Source organism: Aeromonas sp. XH (assembly GCF_033348475.1).
GTDB classification, from domain to species: Bacteria; Pseudomonadota; Gammaproteobacteria; order Enterobacterales; family Aeromonadaceae; genus Aeromonas; species Aeromonas sanarellii.
Window position 1 is genome coordinate 2,572,472 of the sequence record NZ_CP137630.1, and the last position, 14,706, is coordinate 2,587,177.

Sequence of the window (14,706 nt, forward strand, 5' to 3'; positions counted from 1 at the left end):
GTTGCCCCTTGCCGCTTCCTAGCGGGCATCGGCCGGCAGTGGCGACGCCATCCTCCCCTGGGGCGCGCTCGCACTGGGTTCTGCCCCTTTCTCCCCGGCCAGGGCGGGCCGGGTGCCGCGCAACAGGAAGTAGGAGAGCGCCGGCACCCCGATCAGCGCCCCCAGCATATTCCACAGGAACATGAAGGTGAGCAGGATCCCCATATCCGCCTGGAACTTGATCGGTGACCAGACCCAGCCCACCACGCCGGCGGCCAGGGTGATGCCCACCAGCCCCACCACCCGGCCGGTGAAGGCCACGGCCTGGCGATAGGACTCCACCAGCGACATGCCCTGGCGTTGATGGTGCAACTGCACGCTCAGCAGGTAGAGCGCGTAGTCCACCCCGATGCCGACCCCGAGCGCAATCACCGGCAGGGTCGCCACCTTGACGCCTATCCCCATGAAGACCATCAGCGCCTCGCACAGCACAGAGGTGAGCATCAGCGGCACCAGGGCCACCACGGTCGCCCGCCAGCTGCGGAAGGTGATGAGGCAGAACACGGTTACCGCCAGATAGACGTAGAGCAGCATGGTGCGGTTCGCCTCGTGCACCACCAGGTTGGTGGCCGCCTCGATGCCCGCCGAGCCGGCGGCCAGCAGGAACTGGCGATCCGCCGTGCTGTTCTCCCGGGCAAACCGCTCGGCGATGGCCACCACGCCGCTCAGGGTCTCGGCCTTGTGATCCTTGAGGTAGGCTATCACCGGCATCAGGGAGCAGTCGGTGTTGAACAGCTCGGGGCTGTTGACCGAGGCCTGCTGGGCGGCGTAGTTCAGCACGTTCTGGTTGCGCTGGATGCTGGCGAGCCTGGGGTTGCCCTCGTAGGTGCCGGCGGTGATCTGGCGCACCGCGTTGACCAGGGAGCTGGTGGCCTGCACCCCCGGGTGCTGCTGCAGCTCCCAGCCCAGGCGATCCGCCAGGATCAGGGTCTGATAGTTGAGGCAACCTTCCGGCGCCGTCTTGACCATCACCGCGAACAGATCGCTGGAGAGCGCATAGTGGCTGGTGATATAGCCGTTGTCCCTGTTGTAGCGCGAATCCGCCCGCAACTCGGGGGCCCCGCTGTCCAGATCGCCGACTTTCAGGTTCAGGCTCACCAGGTAGCCGCCGATCCCCATGGCCAGACCCAACGCCACCACAAAGGTGGCCCACTTGCGCTCGGTGCAGCAGTCCAGCAGCGCCCAGAGCTTGCCGAAACCCTGGTTGGCGGCGGCATTGGTGTCGATCCTGAGGGCCCGCTCCGCCGCCTTGCGCCCGACCCCCACGAAGGAGAGCGCCACCGGCATCAGCAGCAGGGAGGTGAAGATCAGCACCGCCACCCCTATGCTGGCGGTGATGGCGAGATCCTGAATGACCGGGATGTCGATCAGCATCAGCACCGCGAAGCCCACCGCGTCGGCGAGCAGCGCCGTGACCCCGGCCAGGAACAGGCGACGGAAGGTGTAGCGGGCGGCGATCTGTTTGTGGGTGCCGCGGGCGATATCCTGCATGATGCCGTTCATCTTCTGGGCCGCATGGGAGACCCCGATGGCGAAGATGAGGAAGGGCACCAGCACCGAATAGGGATCGATGGCGTAGCCGAGCCAGGCGACCAGCCCAAGCTGCCACACCACGGCGATCAGCGAGCAACCCACCACCAGCAGGGTGCTGCGCACGCAGCGGGTGTAGAGGAAGATGATGGCAAGCGAAGTCACCACCGCCAGGCCGAAGAACATGATCACCTGAATAAGGCCATCGATGAGATCCCCCACCAGCTTGGCGAAGCCGATGACCCGGAGCTTGTACTTGCCCGTCCCCTCCTCCCCCGCCTGATGGGGCTTGCCGTCGAACTCGATCTGGCTGCGCAGCTGTTCGATGCGCTGGGAGAACTCGTGATAGTTGAGGGGCTGGCCTGTGGCCGAGGCCTTGTCCAGCAGGGGCACGATCAGCATGCTGGACTTGAAATCGCTCGCCACCAGGCTGCCGACGATGCCGGCCCGATGGATGTTCTGGCGCAGTTGCTCGATGTCGGCGGGCTTGCCCTGATAGGCGTCCGGCATCACAGGCCCGCCCTGGAAGCCCTCTTCGGTCACCTCGGTCCAGCGCACCGCCGGGCTCCACAGGGACTTCATCCAGGCCCGGTCCACCCCCTCGGTGAGGAACAGCTCGTCATTGACCCGCTTGAGGACGCTCAGATAGCCGGGATCGAAGATGTCGCCTTGGGTGTTCTCCACCACCACCCGCACCGAGTTGCCGAGGCCGCGCAGGGACTGGCGGTTCTCCAGGAAGTTTTTGATATAGGGCTGGCTCTGGGGGATCATCTTCTCGAAGCTGGGCCTAAGCTCCAGCCTCGTCGTCGCCATATAGCCGAGCACCAGGGTCGCCAGCGTCATAAAGAGCATGAACAGGGCTCTGTGGTTGAACACCAGTCGTTCCAGCAGGTTGCCGGAGCGCCGATCGAAATCCGCCAGCTCGCGGATCACCGGCATCGCATCTTGCTTCACATGGCCCATCTCTGGATCCTCGTTATCGTGATGGGGCCGTCATCCTGACGGCCTGATTTGGCAAAGCCTGTGACGGCCTCAATTCACCGCCAGGGTGCGCACGCCGCGGTGACCCACCAGCGCCAGGGTGCCACGGGGCGTCAGCAGGGCGCCCGCCACCGGGGATGGCTCCGCCTCGGCCACCAGTTGCAGCGGCCTATCCCCATCCACCAGCAACATGTGACCGGCCTGGGTGAAGAGGCGGACATGACCGCCGGCGTCCTGCACCGCCGCGCTGATGCTGATGGGCAGCTTGCTGGCGAGTTGAACCCAGTTCGCCCCACCGTCCGTGCTGCGATAGACGTGGCCGCGCAGGCCATAGACCAGCAGCTCGCCGGGGCGGCCGATCAGGCCGAAGAAGCTCCCCTCGTAGGGGGATGGCAGCGCCACGAAACGTTGCGCCGCCTCATCCCACTGGCGCAGCAGACCCTGCTCGCCGGCGAGATAGAGGCTCTCCCCGGCCCGGGCGATGGCGTTGAGATGGAGCCCATCCGGGTTGTCGGTGCGATCCTGCATCGGCGTCCAGTGCTGGCCGCCATCCTCGGTGCGCAGGATCAGGTTGAAGACCCCGACCACATAGCCGAGCCGGTCGTCGGCGAACCAGACGTCCAGCAGCGGCTTGTCCGCCCCCTCCTCGATAAGGCGTTGCCCCTCCTCCACGAGCGCGGCCCACTGTTCGTTGTCCGGTTCGGCCTTGGCTTTCTCGGCGTAATAGGCGCGTACCAGCTCGCCTATCTGGCGGCCATCCAGCTGCTTCTGCCAGCTGGCGCCGCCGTCGGCGCTGTGCAGGATCACCCCGTCCCCACCCACGGCCCAGCCCTGCTCGGGGCTGGGGAAGGCGACGGCGGTGAGATCCACGCTCACCGGCACCCCGGCCTGCTGCCAGTGCCGGCCGTCGTCATCGGAGTAGAGGATGTGCCCCCGCTGCCCCACCGCCACCAGCCGTTTCCCGGCCTGGGCCAGATCGAGCAGGGGGCTCTGCTTGGCCAGGGCGCTCGGCTTGGCCGGCAAGTCCAGCACGTCCACATAGGCCGTCGCCGCCGTGATCGTCTCCGCGCTCTGCGCGGGCCCCGGCATCAGCAGGGCGCCGCACAGCCAGGGCGCCAACTTATTGAATGAACCCATACCACTTCCTTGTCTTCAAAACCCATCGGATGGTCGCAACAACCCCACCCCGGCCCTCCCCTTGGCAAGGGGAGGGAGCACTTCACGCCTCCCCCTTTCGAAGGGGGTGGCCGGGAGGGAGGTCAGTGGAGATCATCAACGCTTAGCGGATCCCGGCGCCCGCCAGTGACTCCGGCGACCACTTCGCCTTGGACAGGGGGGCGCCATACTTGATGCCGCCATGGGGGCCCACCACACCGTTGATGTTGTAGGTGCCCGCCACCAGGTCATAGATCATGAAGGGGGTAGCATCCGGGGTCTCTTTGTCGTAGCTCTGGCTCAGGAAGGCGAAGGAGCCGCGATAGAGCTGACCACGGGCGTCGTACTGATCGGACGCCAGGGCCATCCAGCTGTCCTCGTCCAGGTAGAAGCGACGCTTGGCGTAGATGTGGCGCTCGCCGGCCTTGAGGGTCCCCTCCACCACCCAGACCCTGTGTTTCTCCCAGCGCACGTGATCCGGCGACAGGAAGTTCGGGGTGGTCAGCGCCCGGGCATCGGGCTCATAGGTCAGCTTGTAGGTGTTGTAGGGAACGATCATCTCCTGCTTGCCCACCAGCTTCCAGTCGAAGCGGTCCAGCGCGCCGTTGAAGACGAAGACGTCGTCATAGGTGCCGGCGCCCGAGGTGCCCGGGTTCGGGGTGTCATAGGCCAGGTTCGGCGCCAGTTTGACCCGGCGCTGCCCCGGCAGGTACTGCCAGGCCTTGCGCGGCTGCTCCAAGGGGTTGGCGGCATCGCGCAGCATGATGGCTTCACCGGCGCGGCGGGCGGGCCCGGTGTAGTAAAGCTTCATCTGGTAGTAGGTGTCCTTGGCCGAGATGGGCTTCTTCATGTCCTCGTAGATGGCGTAGTTGATGAACGCCTGCCCCGTGGTGGAGAGCGCCGCCGTGCCTGCGGCATCGACGTTCCAGGAGTCGTACTTGGTGGCGATGTTCACCCCCTGATAGCGCAGCAGGAAGTTCCACATGGCCTCGGCCCCGGTCTGCGGGATCGGGAAGGGAATGCCCGGCAGCACCTTGTCCACCGCGAGCCCCCCCTCCAGGGTCTGGGCGCTGACGGCGTTCAGCCTGGTGTTGTCCAACACCTCCCTGGGCAGCGCCACGCTGCGGTGGGTCGGGTAGACATCCACCCGGAAGTCAGGGAAGCGCTTGAGCAGCTCCGCCGTGGTGGCGGTCAGCGCCCCCTTGTACTGGCCTGCGTTCTTGCCGTCGATCACCAGCAGGGGCTTGTCGCTCGCATAGGGGTCAGGGCGCATGCTGTCGCCCGCCTTGAAACTGGCCGGCGGTGTGGTCAGGCCGCCGGTATAGGCGGGGATGGAGCCATCGGCGTTGGCCGCCGCGTCGGCGCCCACCCCGGTCAGGCTGGTGCCGAGCTTGCCCGCCTCGCTCGCGGAAACGGCCGCCTGGGCCTGGCCGGCAAAGGCCAGGGCGAGGGAGAGGGCCAGCAATGTTTGTGTAGGTTTCATCATCTCGTTCTCCGACTCGGTCGCTTGACTCAATAGGTGGTCTTCAGGGTCAGGTAGATGGCGCCCCTGTCTTCCGTGGTGGCACCGCCACCGGAGAAGGAGGAGTAGCCGCCGGCGTAACAGGTGGTGCGCTGGGTCGCATCGAGCGCATTGGGGGTGGCGCCGTCCCTGGCGCCGTCGTTGCACTCGGCGGACTTGCCGAAGGAGTCCACGTACTTCAGATCGACGAAGTACTGGTTGTAGATGGTCGCACCGAGGCCGACCGCGTAGTTGCCGGTGTCTTTCGCACCGCCCGCCTGCACCGGCGAGATGCCGGACAGGCCCCAGTTCACCGACAGCGGCATGGTCATGTCGACGCCGGGGAAGACCTGATACCAGGTGGGGGTGAAGTTGACCGCCAGGCCCCAGTTGTCACGGGTCGGCTTGTCGATGCCCTGGTAGCTCTCCTCACCCTTGTAGAGCGCCTTGTTGTGCTCGTCCAGGCTCAGCAGGTTGCTGTAGTAGAGCTCGGCCAGCAGGGCGGCGCCGTCGAACAGCGGGGTGTCGGCCATGGTCATCAGGCCGTTCAGGGTCCAGTGCAGGGTGTCGCCGGTGGCGCTGTAGCCGTCGGAATCATCGGTGATCACCCCGGTGCCGGCGTGGCGGGGGGGCAAGGCACCGAAGCCATTGGCCAGTCCACCAGGCCCTGCGGCACTGAGCAGCGCAGGGATGCTGGCGAGCGGCATCCTGTGGCGATAGTTCAGATCGCTGCCCACGCTCACCCCGGCGATGTCCTTGGAGAGGCTCAGGCCGAAGATGTCGATGCTCTCGCCGTAGGCCAGGGAGTAGCTGGTGGTGGCGATGGACTGGCGCAGGTTGGGGATGGCGCCGCCCGGCAGCGGCGCGGCGCCGCGAATGGTCATGCCGCGGGCATCCAGCACCGCCTGGGGCAGGATGTCCGCGGTGCGGCGGTAGAAGGCCCCCAGGGTGGCGTCCAGCGCCTCGGGGGACCACTTGGCCATGATGCCCCAGTCGCCGTGCTTGCCCGGCTCGATGTCGGTGCCGCGGCGGATGTTGGTCAGGGTGCCGTTCGGCCCGGCGAGACCCGGCCCGCCGGTGTGCCCCAGCAGGAAGGACTGGGCGCCGAAGCCCACCAGATCCGAGCTGCCGTAATAGGTGCCGGCCTCCGGCAGGCGGGCGGCGTCCCACTCCAGGAAGTACTGGGCGGCGAAGGTCCACTCGGGGTTCAGGGTGAAGGAGGCGGAGACCTGGTTGCGCGGCACGAACAGCTCCTTCGCCTCGGTGCCCGGGGACGCCGCCAGCTTGGCGAGATCCAGGCCCGACTGGCCGTAGCTCAGGGAGTGCACCGGGTTGAGCAGGGTCTCCCCCCAGTAGACGTTGTGCTGGCCCACCTTGAAGCTCAGCAGCGACTCCTCGCCGACCTCCATGCTGTGGAACACGAAGGCGTCGAGGATCTCGCCGGAGGGGCCGTGGTAGTAGCGGTTCGCATAGTCGCTCAGGTGAGGGTTGGCCGCCACGGGCGGCTGGCCGACGATCCCGGAGCTGACGTTGTTGCCGTTGATGAAGGGGTTGTCATCGGCCCCCACGTCGCGATAGGCGTAGTCATACCAGCTGGCGGCGCTGACGCGAAAACCTGTGTTGCCCTTGTTCACCACGTCCAGCTCGGTCAGCAGATCGAAGCGGGTGGTGACTGTGTCACCGGCGTCCTTGAAGTTGTAGTCGCCGTCGTTGTTGTTGGGGGTGGCCAGCATGCGGTCGTCCGCACTCTCGGTGCGCACGCCGTAGTTGAATTTGCCGGTGTTGTCGAAGCGCACGGACCACTCTTCGCTGTCCGTGTCGATCTCGACCGCCTGAACGCTGGGCAGGAGAGCGGCCGCGATGGCCGTCGCCAGCAGGCTGAGGCGCAGGGCACCGCAACCATGACTCGTGTGCTTGTAATCCATTACAGTCTCTCCGAGTGTCGTCATCTGATGTCGTTGTTGTTATCTGTCTGAACGCCGTTTCCGTTGGCTTTTTTATTGATGCAAGCGGGATGACCTGGCTATGGCGCACCGCCTTGTTCGGCTCCTGGATGCAGCTCTGTTTTTGCATCGGCCCCGGGGTGTCGCTCGCGCTGATGACGCGGTCTCTCTCTTCTTGTGCGTCGACTGTAAGGCCTCCCTCCGGGACCACGCTTGCCATTGAACGTCAGCCACTTTTCATTTGGTGACAGCGCCGTCGGGCGATGGCAAAGGGGGCTGAAAGCGGTGTCAACCAGCCCCGATGCCGGGCCGATCAGCCCTGTCGGGCGGCAGGGTCAGGTAGCGTGGGAGGGGCGTTCGGGGCGAAGGAAAACGGGGCGAGGAAAATAAAAACGGCGGGGAAAGGCCAGGCCCCTTCCCCGCCGGAAAACCGCGCGCTCAGCGCGCGATGGCGCAGCCGGTCGCGGCCTGCAACTGTTCGAATGCGATGCCGGGGGCCAGCTCCACCAGCCTGAGGCCGTGCGGGGTGACGTCCAGCACGGCGAGATCGCTGATGATGCGATCCACCACCCCGACCCCGGTCAGCGGCAGGTTGCACCACTCCAGTATCTTGTGCTCACCGTTCTTGGCGCAGTGCTCCATCAGCACCACCACCCGCTTGACCCCGGCCACCAGATCCATGGCGCCCCCCATCCCCTTGACCATTTTGCCGGGGATCATCCAGTTCGCGAGATCGCCGCGCTCGGACACCTGCATGGCCCCGAGCAACGCCAGGTTGATGTGGCCACCGCGGATCATGCCGAAGCTCTCCGCGCTGTCGAAGAAGCTGCTGCCGGGCAGGGTGGTGATGGTCTGCTTGCCGGCGTTGATGAGGTCCGGATCCAGCTCCTCCTCACTCGGGAAGGGGCCTATGCCGAGCAGGCCGTTCTCGCTCTGCAGCCACACCTCCATCCCCTCCGGGATATAGTTGGCCACCAGGGTCGGCAGGCCGATGCCGAGGTTCACATAGAAGCCGTCCTGCAGCTCCCTTGCGGCGCGCTGCGCCATCTCTTCACGGGTCCAGGCCATGGTTAACTCCTCACTGTCCGCACTTCGATACGTTTCTCGGGGTTGGGGTTCAGGACCAGCCGCTGCACATAGATGCCGGGCAGGTGGATCTCGTCCGGGGCCAGCTCCCCCACCTCGACGATCTCCTCCACCTCGGCGACGCAGACCCGGCCCGCCTTGGCGCAGAGCGGGTTGAAGTTGCGGGCGGTCTTGTTGAACATCAGGTTGCCCGCCTTGTCCGCCCTGGCCCCCTTGATGATGGCGAGATCGGCGGTGAGGGAGCGCTCCATCACGTACCACTCGCCGTCGAACTGACGGGTCTCCTTGCCCTCGGCGATCAGGGTCCCGTAACCGGTCCTGGTGAAGAAGGCGGGAATGCCGGCGCCGCCGGCCCGCAGCTTCTCGGCGAGCGTGCCCTGGGGGGTGAACTCCAGCTCCAGCTCGCCGGCGAGATATTGGCGCTCGAACTCCTTGTTGCCCCCCACGTAGGAGGAGATCATCTTCCTGATCTGGCGGCTGTAGAGCAGCGGCCCGAGGCCGAACTCGTCCACCCCGCAGTTGTTGCTGATGACGGTGAAGCCGCGCTTGCCGGTCTCGCGCAGCGCCTCGATCAGCCGCTCGGGGATGCCGCACAGGCCGAAGCCCCCCGAGGCGATGGTGATGCCGTCCTGCACCAGATCGCCGAGGGCGGCCTGGGCGCTGGGATAAATCTTGTTCATGGATACCTCTCTGGCTAGTCCGTTGGCCACGGGGGCGCGTTCGTTTTATGACCGTTTTCGTTATTCGGCGCAGTGTCGCATTCACAACCCCCTCCCAGCCTCCCCCTTCATAAGAGGGAGGAGCTATTTAGCTCCCACCCCTGCCAAGGGGAGGGGTGGGGTTTCTCTATTCGTTACGGCTTGATGCCCCAGTGCATCAGCACCAGCACCAGGGCGGCGAGGAAGGCGGTCTCCCCCACCATCAACAGGATGGGTTTGATGCCGACCGAGGCCAGCTCCTTCAACTGGGTCTTCATGCCGATGGCGGCGATGGCGATCACCAGGCACCAGCGCGACAGATCGTTGACCCCGCTCTGGACCAGGGCGGGCACCCAGCCGGTGCTGTTGATGCAGGCCAGCACCAGGAAGCCGACGGCAAACATGGGCAGCAGCGGCGGGCGCTTGTCCAAGGCGCCGTCCGCCCCCTGCATCCGGGTGAGCATGGCGGCGGCGACGATCACCGGCAGCAGCATGGCGACCCGCATCAGCTTGACCACGGTGGCCACGTCCCCGGTCTCGGTGGACATGCTGTAGCCCGCCCCCACCACCTGGGCCACGTCGTGGATGGTGGCGCCGAGGAAGACCCCCGCCTCCACCGGCGTCAGCTCGAAGAAACGGGCGATCATGGGGTAGGTGATCATCGCCAGCGTCGAGAGCACCGAGACCCCGATCACCGTGAACAGGGTGGCGCGCTCCTTCTGGGGATGATTGGGCAGGGAGGCGGCCAGGGCCAGGGCGGCGGAGGCACCGCAGATGGCGGTGGCACCGCCGGTCAGCATGCCGAACAGACGCTGGAAGCCCATCGCCTTGGCCACCACCACCGACAGGCCTATGGTCACCACCACCAGGGTCACCACCAGGACAACCGGCATCCAGCCGAGTTCGGCGATCTGGCCCAGGGTGATGCGCATGCCGAGCAGGGCCACCCCGATGCGCAGCACGCTGCGGGCCGTGAACGCGATCCCCTCCTTGCAGCTCCCCTCGGCGCTGAGGAAGTTCAGGGCCATGCCGAGCAGCAGGGCAAACAGCAGCACGGGGGCGCCGTAGTGTTCGGAAAGGAAGGTGGCGGCGGCGGCCACCACCAGGCTGACCGCCATGCCGGGGGCCAGCTCGCGCACCCGCGAGACGCGGGCGGTGACGGCGGGGTTCAACGCGTGCATGGGATGTCCTCCTCCGGTGCAACGACGATATGGAGCTGGTCGCCCGCCCGCTCGACCGGGTAGCGGTTGACCCTGAGCTGGGTGGAGCCCAGCAGATAGCCGGTGTTCAGGTTGAAGCGCAGGCCGTGGGCGCAGCACTGGATCACCTCTCCCTCCAGCTTGCCGCCGCAGAGCGACGCCCCCTGGTGGGGGCAGCCGTCGTCGATGGCGTGGAAGCGGCCATCGATGTTGAACAGCACCAGGCTCCTGCCCCCCTCCTCGATCAGGGCGCGCTTGCCCGGCGCCGGCACCCGGCTGGCTGGCACGGCGATGCGCCTTTGCGCCGCCGTGCCCTCGGTCACGACGGCCTGACGCAGGCTGGCGAGCAGGCGCTCCACCGGCTGGGCCCCGGAGAGAACCCGTCCCCCCAGCACGAAGCTGGGTACCCCCCGGCTGGCGGCCCCCTCGGCGGTACCGCAGAAGGGGCTGCCGTCCCCCTCCAGGCCGCCCACCAGGGCGTCGGTGGCGAAACCGGCCGCGGCAGCCAGATCGAGCAGGGTATGACAGTCCCCCAGATCCCCCCCCTGCTGGAAGTGACAGGCAAACAGGGATTCCAGCAGCGCCTCGCATTGCTCAGGGGTGCCGAGCTCGCCGGCCCGCTGCCACAGGCGGTGGGCATCGGCGGTGTTCGGCATGCGGGGGATGCGGCCAAAGTCCAGGGTCACGCCGACGCCGGCCGCAGCCTCGCGCACCTGGGCCTGGCGCAGGCGCAGGCGCAGCGCCTGCTCGCCCCCCAGCCTCTGCAGGTAGAAGGCGTTGAAATCCTCCCCCCCGGCCGGCAGCTGGGGCAGCAACTGCACCCCGCGCCAGCGCAGCGTCACCTGCAACTCGGGGCGCTCGGCCCGCAGCAGTGCCAGGGCCTGGTCCAGCTGGCGCTTGCCGATCAGGCACCAGGGACAGATGAAATCGAAATAGACCTCTATGTTCAGCGTATTGTGCAGGGTACTGCCCATGCCCTTGTCTCCCTGTGATCAACCCCTATCCGGCGATCGTCGCCGGACGGATAAAACTCATGTGCCCCCAGGGCCTCAGATCCTCGCCTCGGCGGGGGCCGGCTCGATGACGGAGGCGCCGGCGCCCCTGGGCTGCGCCTCCCCCTCCAGCCGGGCCACGTCCTTGTGGTAGTGGCGCCTGGCGTAGAGGAAGACGAGCGCCGCCGCGATGCTGATGAGGGGCACCAGCTGGAAGGCGTTGTCCAGCCCTATGTGATCGGACACCTTGCCGGTGATGAAGGGGCCGGGCGCGAGGCCCAGCAGGTTGTTGGCCAGAGTCAGGGTCGCGAAGGCGGTGCCGTGGATGCTGGCGTGGGTCAGGTTCGCCACCATGGCGCCGGCCGGGCCCGAGGTGCCGGTGGCGATGAACATGCCGAGGCAGATCAGGAGTATCTGCGCCAAGCCCACCGGCAGCGCGAACGCCAGGGAGAGCAGGACGCAGCTGCCGAGGCAATAGGCGATGGCGAGGCTTATCTTGCGATCCGGCCGCGCCTTGCACAGCCTGTCGCTCAGCATGCCGCACAGGATCATGCCGGCGCCGCTGCACAGCACTATGATGGCCGCCGCCGCCCCCGCCTTGTCCGTCGCCATGCCGTAGTAGCGGTTGAAGTAGCTCGGCATCCAGACGATGACGGTGCCGCCGACGAACAGCTGCAGGCCGCTGCCCACATAGGCGGCGATCACCGAACGGCTGGCATAGAGGCTGCGCAGCGGGCTGCGCTCTCCAGCCTTGCCCCTGGCTGTGCGGCAAGGGGTCGCGATGCGCGACTCCTTCACCACCATGGGGTAGAGCGCCGCCAGCACCAGGCCGAACAGGGCCATGCCGGCGAAGGCCCAGCGCCAGCCCAGAAAATGGGCCAGCACGCCCCCGGTCGCCATGCCGAGCACTGAGCCGAACAGACCGCCCGAGATGAAGGCGCCGGAGAGGGTGGCCCGCATCTCCCGCGGGAAGACGGAGACCACCACGGCGATGCCGACGCTGCCGTAGGCGGCCTCCCCCACTCCCACCAGGAAGCGGGCGACGAACATCTGTTCGTAGTTCTGGGCCAGGGCGCAACCCAGGGTGGCCAGGCTCCAGAGGGCGGCCATCAGGGCCAGGCTCTTCACCCGCCCGAACCGGTCGGCGAGCAAAGAGAGCGGGAAGGTCAAGAGCCCGACCATGAGCGCGACTATGCCGCTCAGCAGGCCAAGCTGGGTATCCGAGAGCGCCCACTCCCCCTTGAGCATGGGGAAGACGGCGTTGAGCACCTGGCGCGACATATAGTCGGAGATGAGCAGACCGAAGGTCAGCGCAAACACTATCCAGGCATAGCGGCGGGGCACGGCAACCTTGCCGGCCTCGGCGTCGTCATCGATACGATACGTAGCCATACAATCCCTCGTGCTACTCCAAATTGGCAGGTTCCCGGTCTGGGTCCCGGTGGCCGGAGCCACCGGGACCCCATTATTGATACATCTATCAGCTTGACGGATGCTGCATAGTGCAAGGGCTGCCGCCCTCTTGGCAAACGGTGTTGGCGGGTCGCAGCGTTTCTTTTTCACACCGCGACCCGACTGGCTCAGCGCTGCGGCACGCCGAGCTGACCCGGGACGCGATTCGGCGCCATGCCGTTGGCCTTCAGGGTCTCCTCGATGCTGTCGTACTGCACGCCGATGCGGTAGATGGCACGGGCCTCCTTGCCGTTGGCCACCTCGCGGCCCAGCTCGTGGGCGACGCGCACGCACTGCTGGATCTGCTCCACCGAGCTCATGCGCTGGCCGTGCTGGCCGATGATGGTGTCCTCGATGCCGCAGCGCGGGTGCAGGCCCATGGCCATGGCCATCATGTTGAACGGCAGCACGTTCTTGAGCAGCGACTCGGCGGTGACGCAGGCACCGTCTGGCGCACGGTGGACGAAGTTCATGAAGTTGAACGGGTTCGGGCCGTCGAAGCCGCCGCCGATGCCGATCCAGGTGAGGTTCAGCGGGCCCATGTAGATGCCCTTGCGCACCAGCCGCTCCAGGGTCTCCAGGGCGTGCATCCCGGTCAGCTGGAAGTGCGGCTGGATGCCGCTGGCCATCAGGCGCTTCAAGTGCTCGGCCACCCAGGCCGGGCCGGCCGGCACCGTCATCTCGCTGTAGGCGGCCTGGTAGGCGGGGTTCGCGAGCGAGGTGCCTTCCAGGTACTCCGGATAGAGCAGCTCCATGATGTTCATCTGGGTGGTGTTGATGGCCACCGTGACCTGATCCGGTTTCGGGGTCAGCTCCGCCAGCATGTGGCGGGTGTCGTCGGAGAGCCACTTGGCCGCCTCCCCCTCGCTCTCGGGGGCGAAGGAGATGGAGCCGCCGACCTGGATGATCATGTCCGGCACCGCCTTGCGGACCCCGGCGATCAGCTCGTTGAACTTGGAGAGACGCTTGGAACCGGTGCCGTCCAGCTCGCGCACGTGCAGGTGCAGCACGGTGGCACCCGCCTCGTAGCAGTCGACCGCCTTCTGGACCTGCTCCTCCATGGTCACCGGGATGTCTTCCGGGAAGTCGCCCGGCGCCCACTCGGGGCCGTAGGGGGCGACGGTGATGACCACCTTCTCCATGTTTTCCGGGTGCAGGGAATCGTCAAAAAATTGCATCTGTTCATTCCTTAAATTGGCTGGCCTTCCATGAAGCGCCTGGCGTGGTGACATCCCCCGGGCGCGGGCCCGGGGATTGATCAGAAGGGCTTGTCGCCCATGATCCCGGCCCGCTCCATCTTGCGATGGCAGGGGGCGTAATCCATAGCGGCGTAGTGCTGGGTGCTGCGGTTGTCCCAGATGGCCACGCTGCCCGGCTGCCAGCGCCAGCGCACCTGGAACTCGGGGATATAGGCCTGGCTGATGAGGTAGCGCAGCAGATCGCTGCCCCCCATGCTGTAGTCCTGGCCGACGCGGACATTCGCCGGGGTGTGGTAGTTGGTGAAGTGGGTCGCGAAGGCGTTGACGAACAGGATCTTCTCGTCCGTCTCCGGGTGGGTGCGCACCACGGGGTGCTCGGCGTCCGGGAACATGGCCTTCAAGGCGAGCCGCTTCTCCATGGGCATGGCCGCCCCGAAGCTCGCCTCTATGCTGTGACGGGCGCGCAGGCCGGCGATCTTCTGCTTGATCTCCTCCGGCAGCGCGGCGTAGGCCGCCGCCATGTTGGCCCAGAGGGTGTCCCCCCCCACCGGCGGGCACTCCACGCAGCGCAGCACGCAGCCCATGGGGGGCTGCTCGCGCCAGGTGGCATCCGTGTGCCAGGCGTTCTCGTAGCGATCGTTGGGCACCTCCGGCGACTTGTAGATGCGCACCAGACCGGGGTGATCCGGGTCGCTGCCCGCCACCGGGTGATCCTCCAGCTCGCCGAAGCGGCGGGCGAAGGCCACGTGATCGGCGCGGCTCATCTCTTGATCCCGCAGGAACAGCACCTTGTGCCTGAGCAGTTGGGCGCGGATCTCGGCAAACAGCCCAGCGTCGTGGGCCGCATCCGCCAGCTGGACGCCGCTGAGCTCGGCGCCGATATGGCAAGTCAGTTGTTCTACACGCATGTCTCTCTCCCTAGATGACAAGT

11 protein-coding genes are annotated in these 14,706 nt (G+C 66.7%); all 11 read right to left on the reverse strand.

What is annotated here, in order from left to right:
• Positions 1 to 18: 18 nt before the first annotated feature.
• The 11 genes from R2B70_RS11900 to R2B70_RS11950 all read right to left on the reverse strand — a co-directional run bounded on the left by R2B70_RS11900 (position 19) and on the right by R2B70_RS11950 (position 14,683).
• A complete protein-coding gene (locus R2B70_RS11900) occupies positions 19 to 2,532 on the reverse strand; it encodes an efflux RND transporter permease subunit (protein ID WP_318161564.1) in 2,514 nt (837 codons plus the stop codon).
• Between the two features lie 69 nt (positions 2,533 to 2,601).
• Positions 2,602 to 3,687, reverse strand: coding sequence for a WD40/YVTN/BNR-like repeat-containing protein (locus R2B70_RS11905; protein WP_318161565.1), 1,086 nt, complete (start codon positions 3,685 to 3,687; stop codon positions 2,602 to 2,604).
• 142 nt (positions 3,688 to 3,829) lie between these two features.
• Positions 3,830 to 5,191: a DUF1329 domain-containing protein gene (locus tag R2B70_RS11910; protein WP_318161566.1), complete on the reverse strand. Its 1,362-nt coding sequence runs from the start codon at positions 5,189 to 5,191 to the stop codon at positions 3,830 to 3,832.
• Positions 5,192 to 5,217: 26 nt separating this feature from the next.
• Positions 5,218 to 7,131, reverse strand: a complete 1,914-nt coding sequence (locus R2B70_RS11915; protein ID WP_318161567.1) for a DUF1302 domain-containing protein — start codon at positions 7,129 to 7,131, stop codon at positions 5,218 to 5,220.
• A 456-nt stretch (positions 7,132 to 7,587) separates the two neighbouring features.
• Positions 7,588 to 8,217, reverse strand: a complete 630-nt coding sequence (locus R2B70_RS11920) for a CoA transferase subunit B (RefSeq protein WP_042078516.1) — start codon at positions 8,215 to 8,217, stop codon at positions 7,588 to 7,590.
• A gap of 2 nt (positions 8,218 to 8,219) precedes the next feature.
• A complete protein-coding gene (locus R2B70_RS11925; protein ID WP_042078517.1) occupies positions 8,220 to 8,915 on the reverse strand; it encodes a CoA transferase subunit A in 696 nt (231 codons plus the stop codon).
• A gap of 173 nt (positions 8,916 to 9,088) precedes the next feature.
• Entirely contained in the window at positions 9,089 to 10,114 is a 1,026-nt protein-coding gene (locus R2B70_RS11930; RefSeq protein ID WP_042078518.1) for a YeiH family protein, read from the reverse strand.
• Positions 10,102 to 11,106: a DsbA family protein gene (locus R2B70_RS11935; RefSeq protein ID WP_318161568.1), complete on the reverse strand. Its 1,005-nt coding sequence runs from the start codon at positions 11,104 to 11,106 to the stop codon at positions 10,102 to 10,104. Before R2B70_RS11935 ends, R2B70_RS11930 begins: the two co-directional genes overlap by 13 nt.
• Positions 11,107 to 11,181: 75 nt before the next feature.
• Positions 11,182 to 12,516, reverse strand: coding sequence for an MFS transporter (locus R2B70_RS11940; RefSeq protein WP_318161569.1), 1,335 nt, complete (start codon positions 12,514 to 12,516; stop codon positions 11,182 to 11,184).
• 188 nt (positions 12,517 to 12,704) lie between these two features.
• Entirely contained in the window at positions 12,705 to 13,754 is a 1,050-nt protein-coding gene (locus tag R2B70_RS11945) for a 3-keto-5-aminohexanoate cleavage protein (protein WP_042078521.1), read from the reverse strand.
• Positions 13,755 to 13,834: 80 nt separating this feature from the next.
• Positions 13,835 to 14,683 (reverse strand): TauD/TfdA dioxygenase family protein, encoded by an 849-nt coding sequence (locus R2B70_RS11950; RefSeq protein WP_042078522.1) that lies wholly within the window; start codon positions 14,681 to 14,683, stop codon positions 13,835 to 13,837.
• Positions 14,684 to 14,706: the final 23 nt, after the last annotated feature.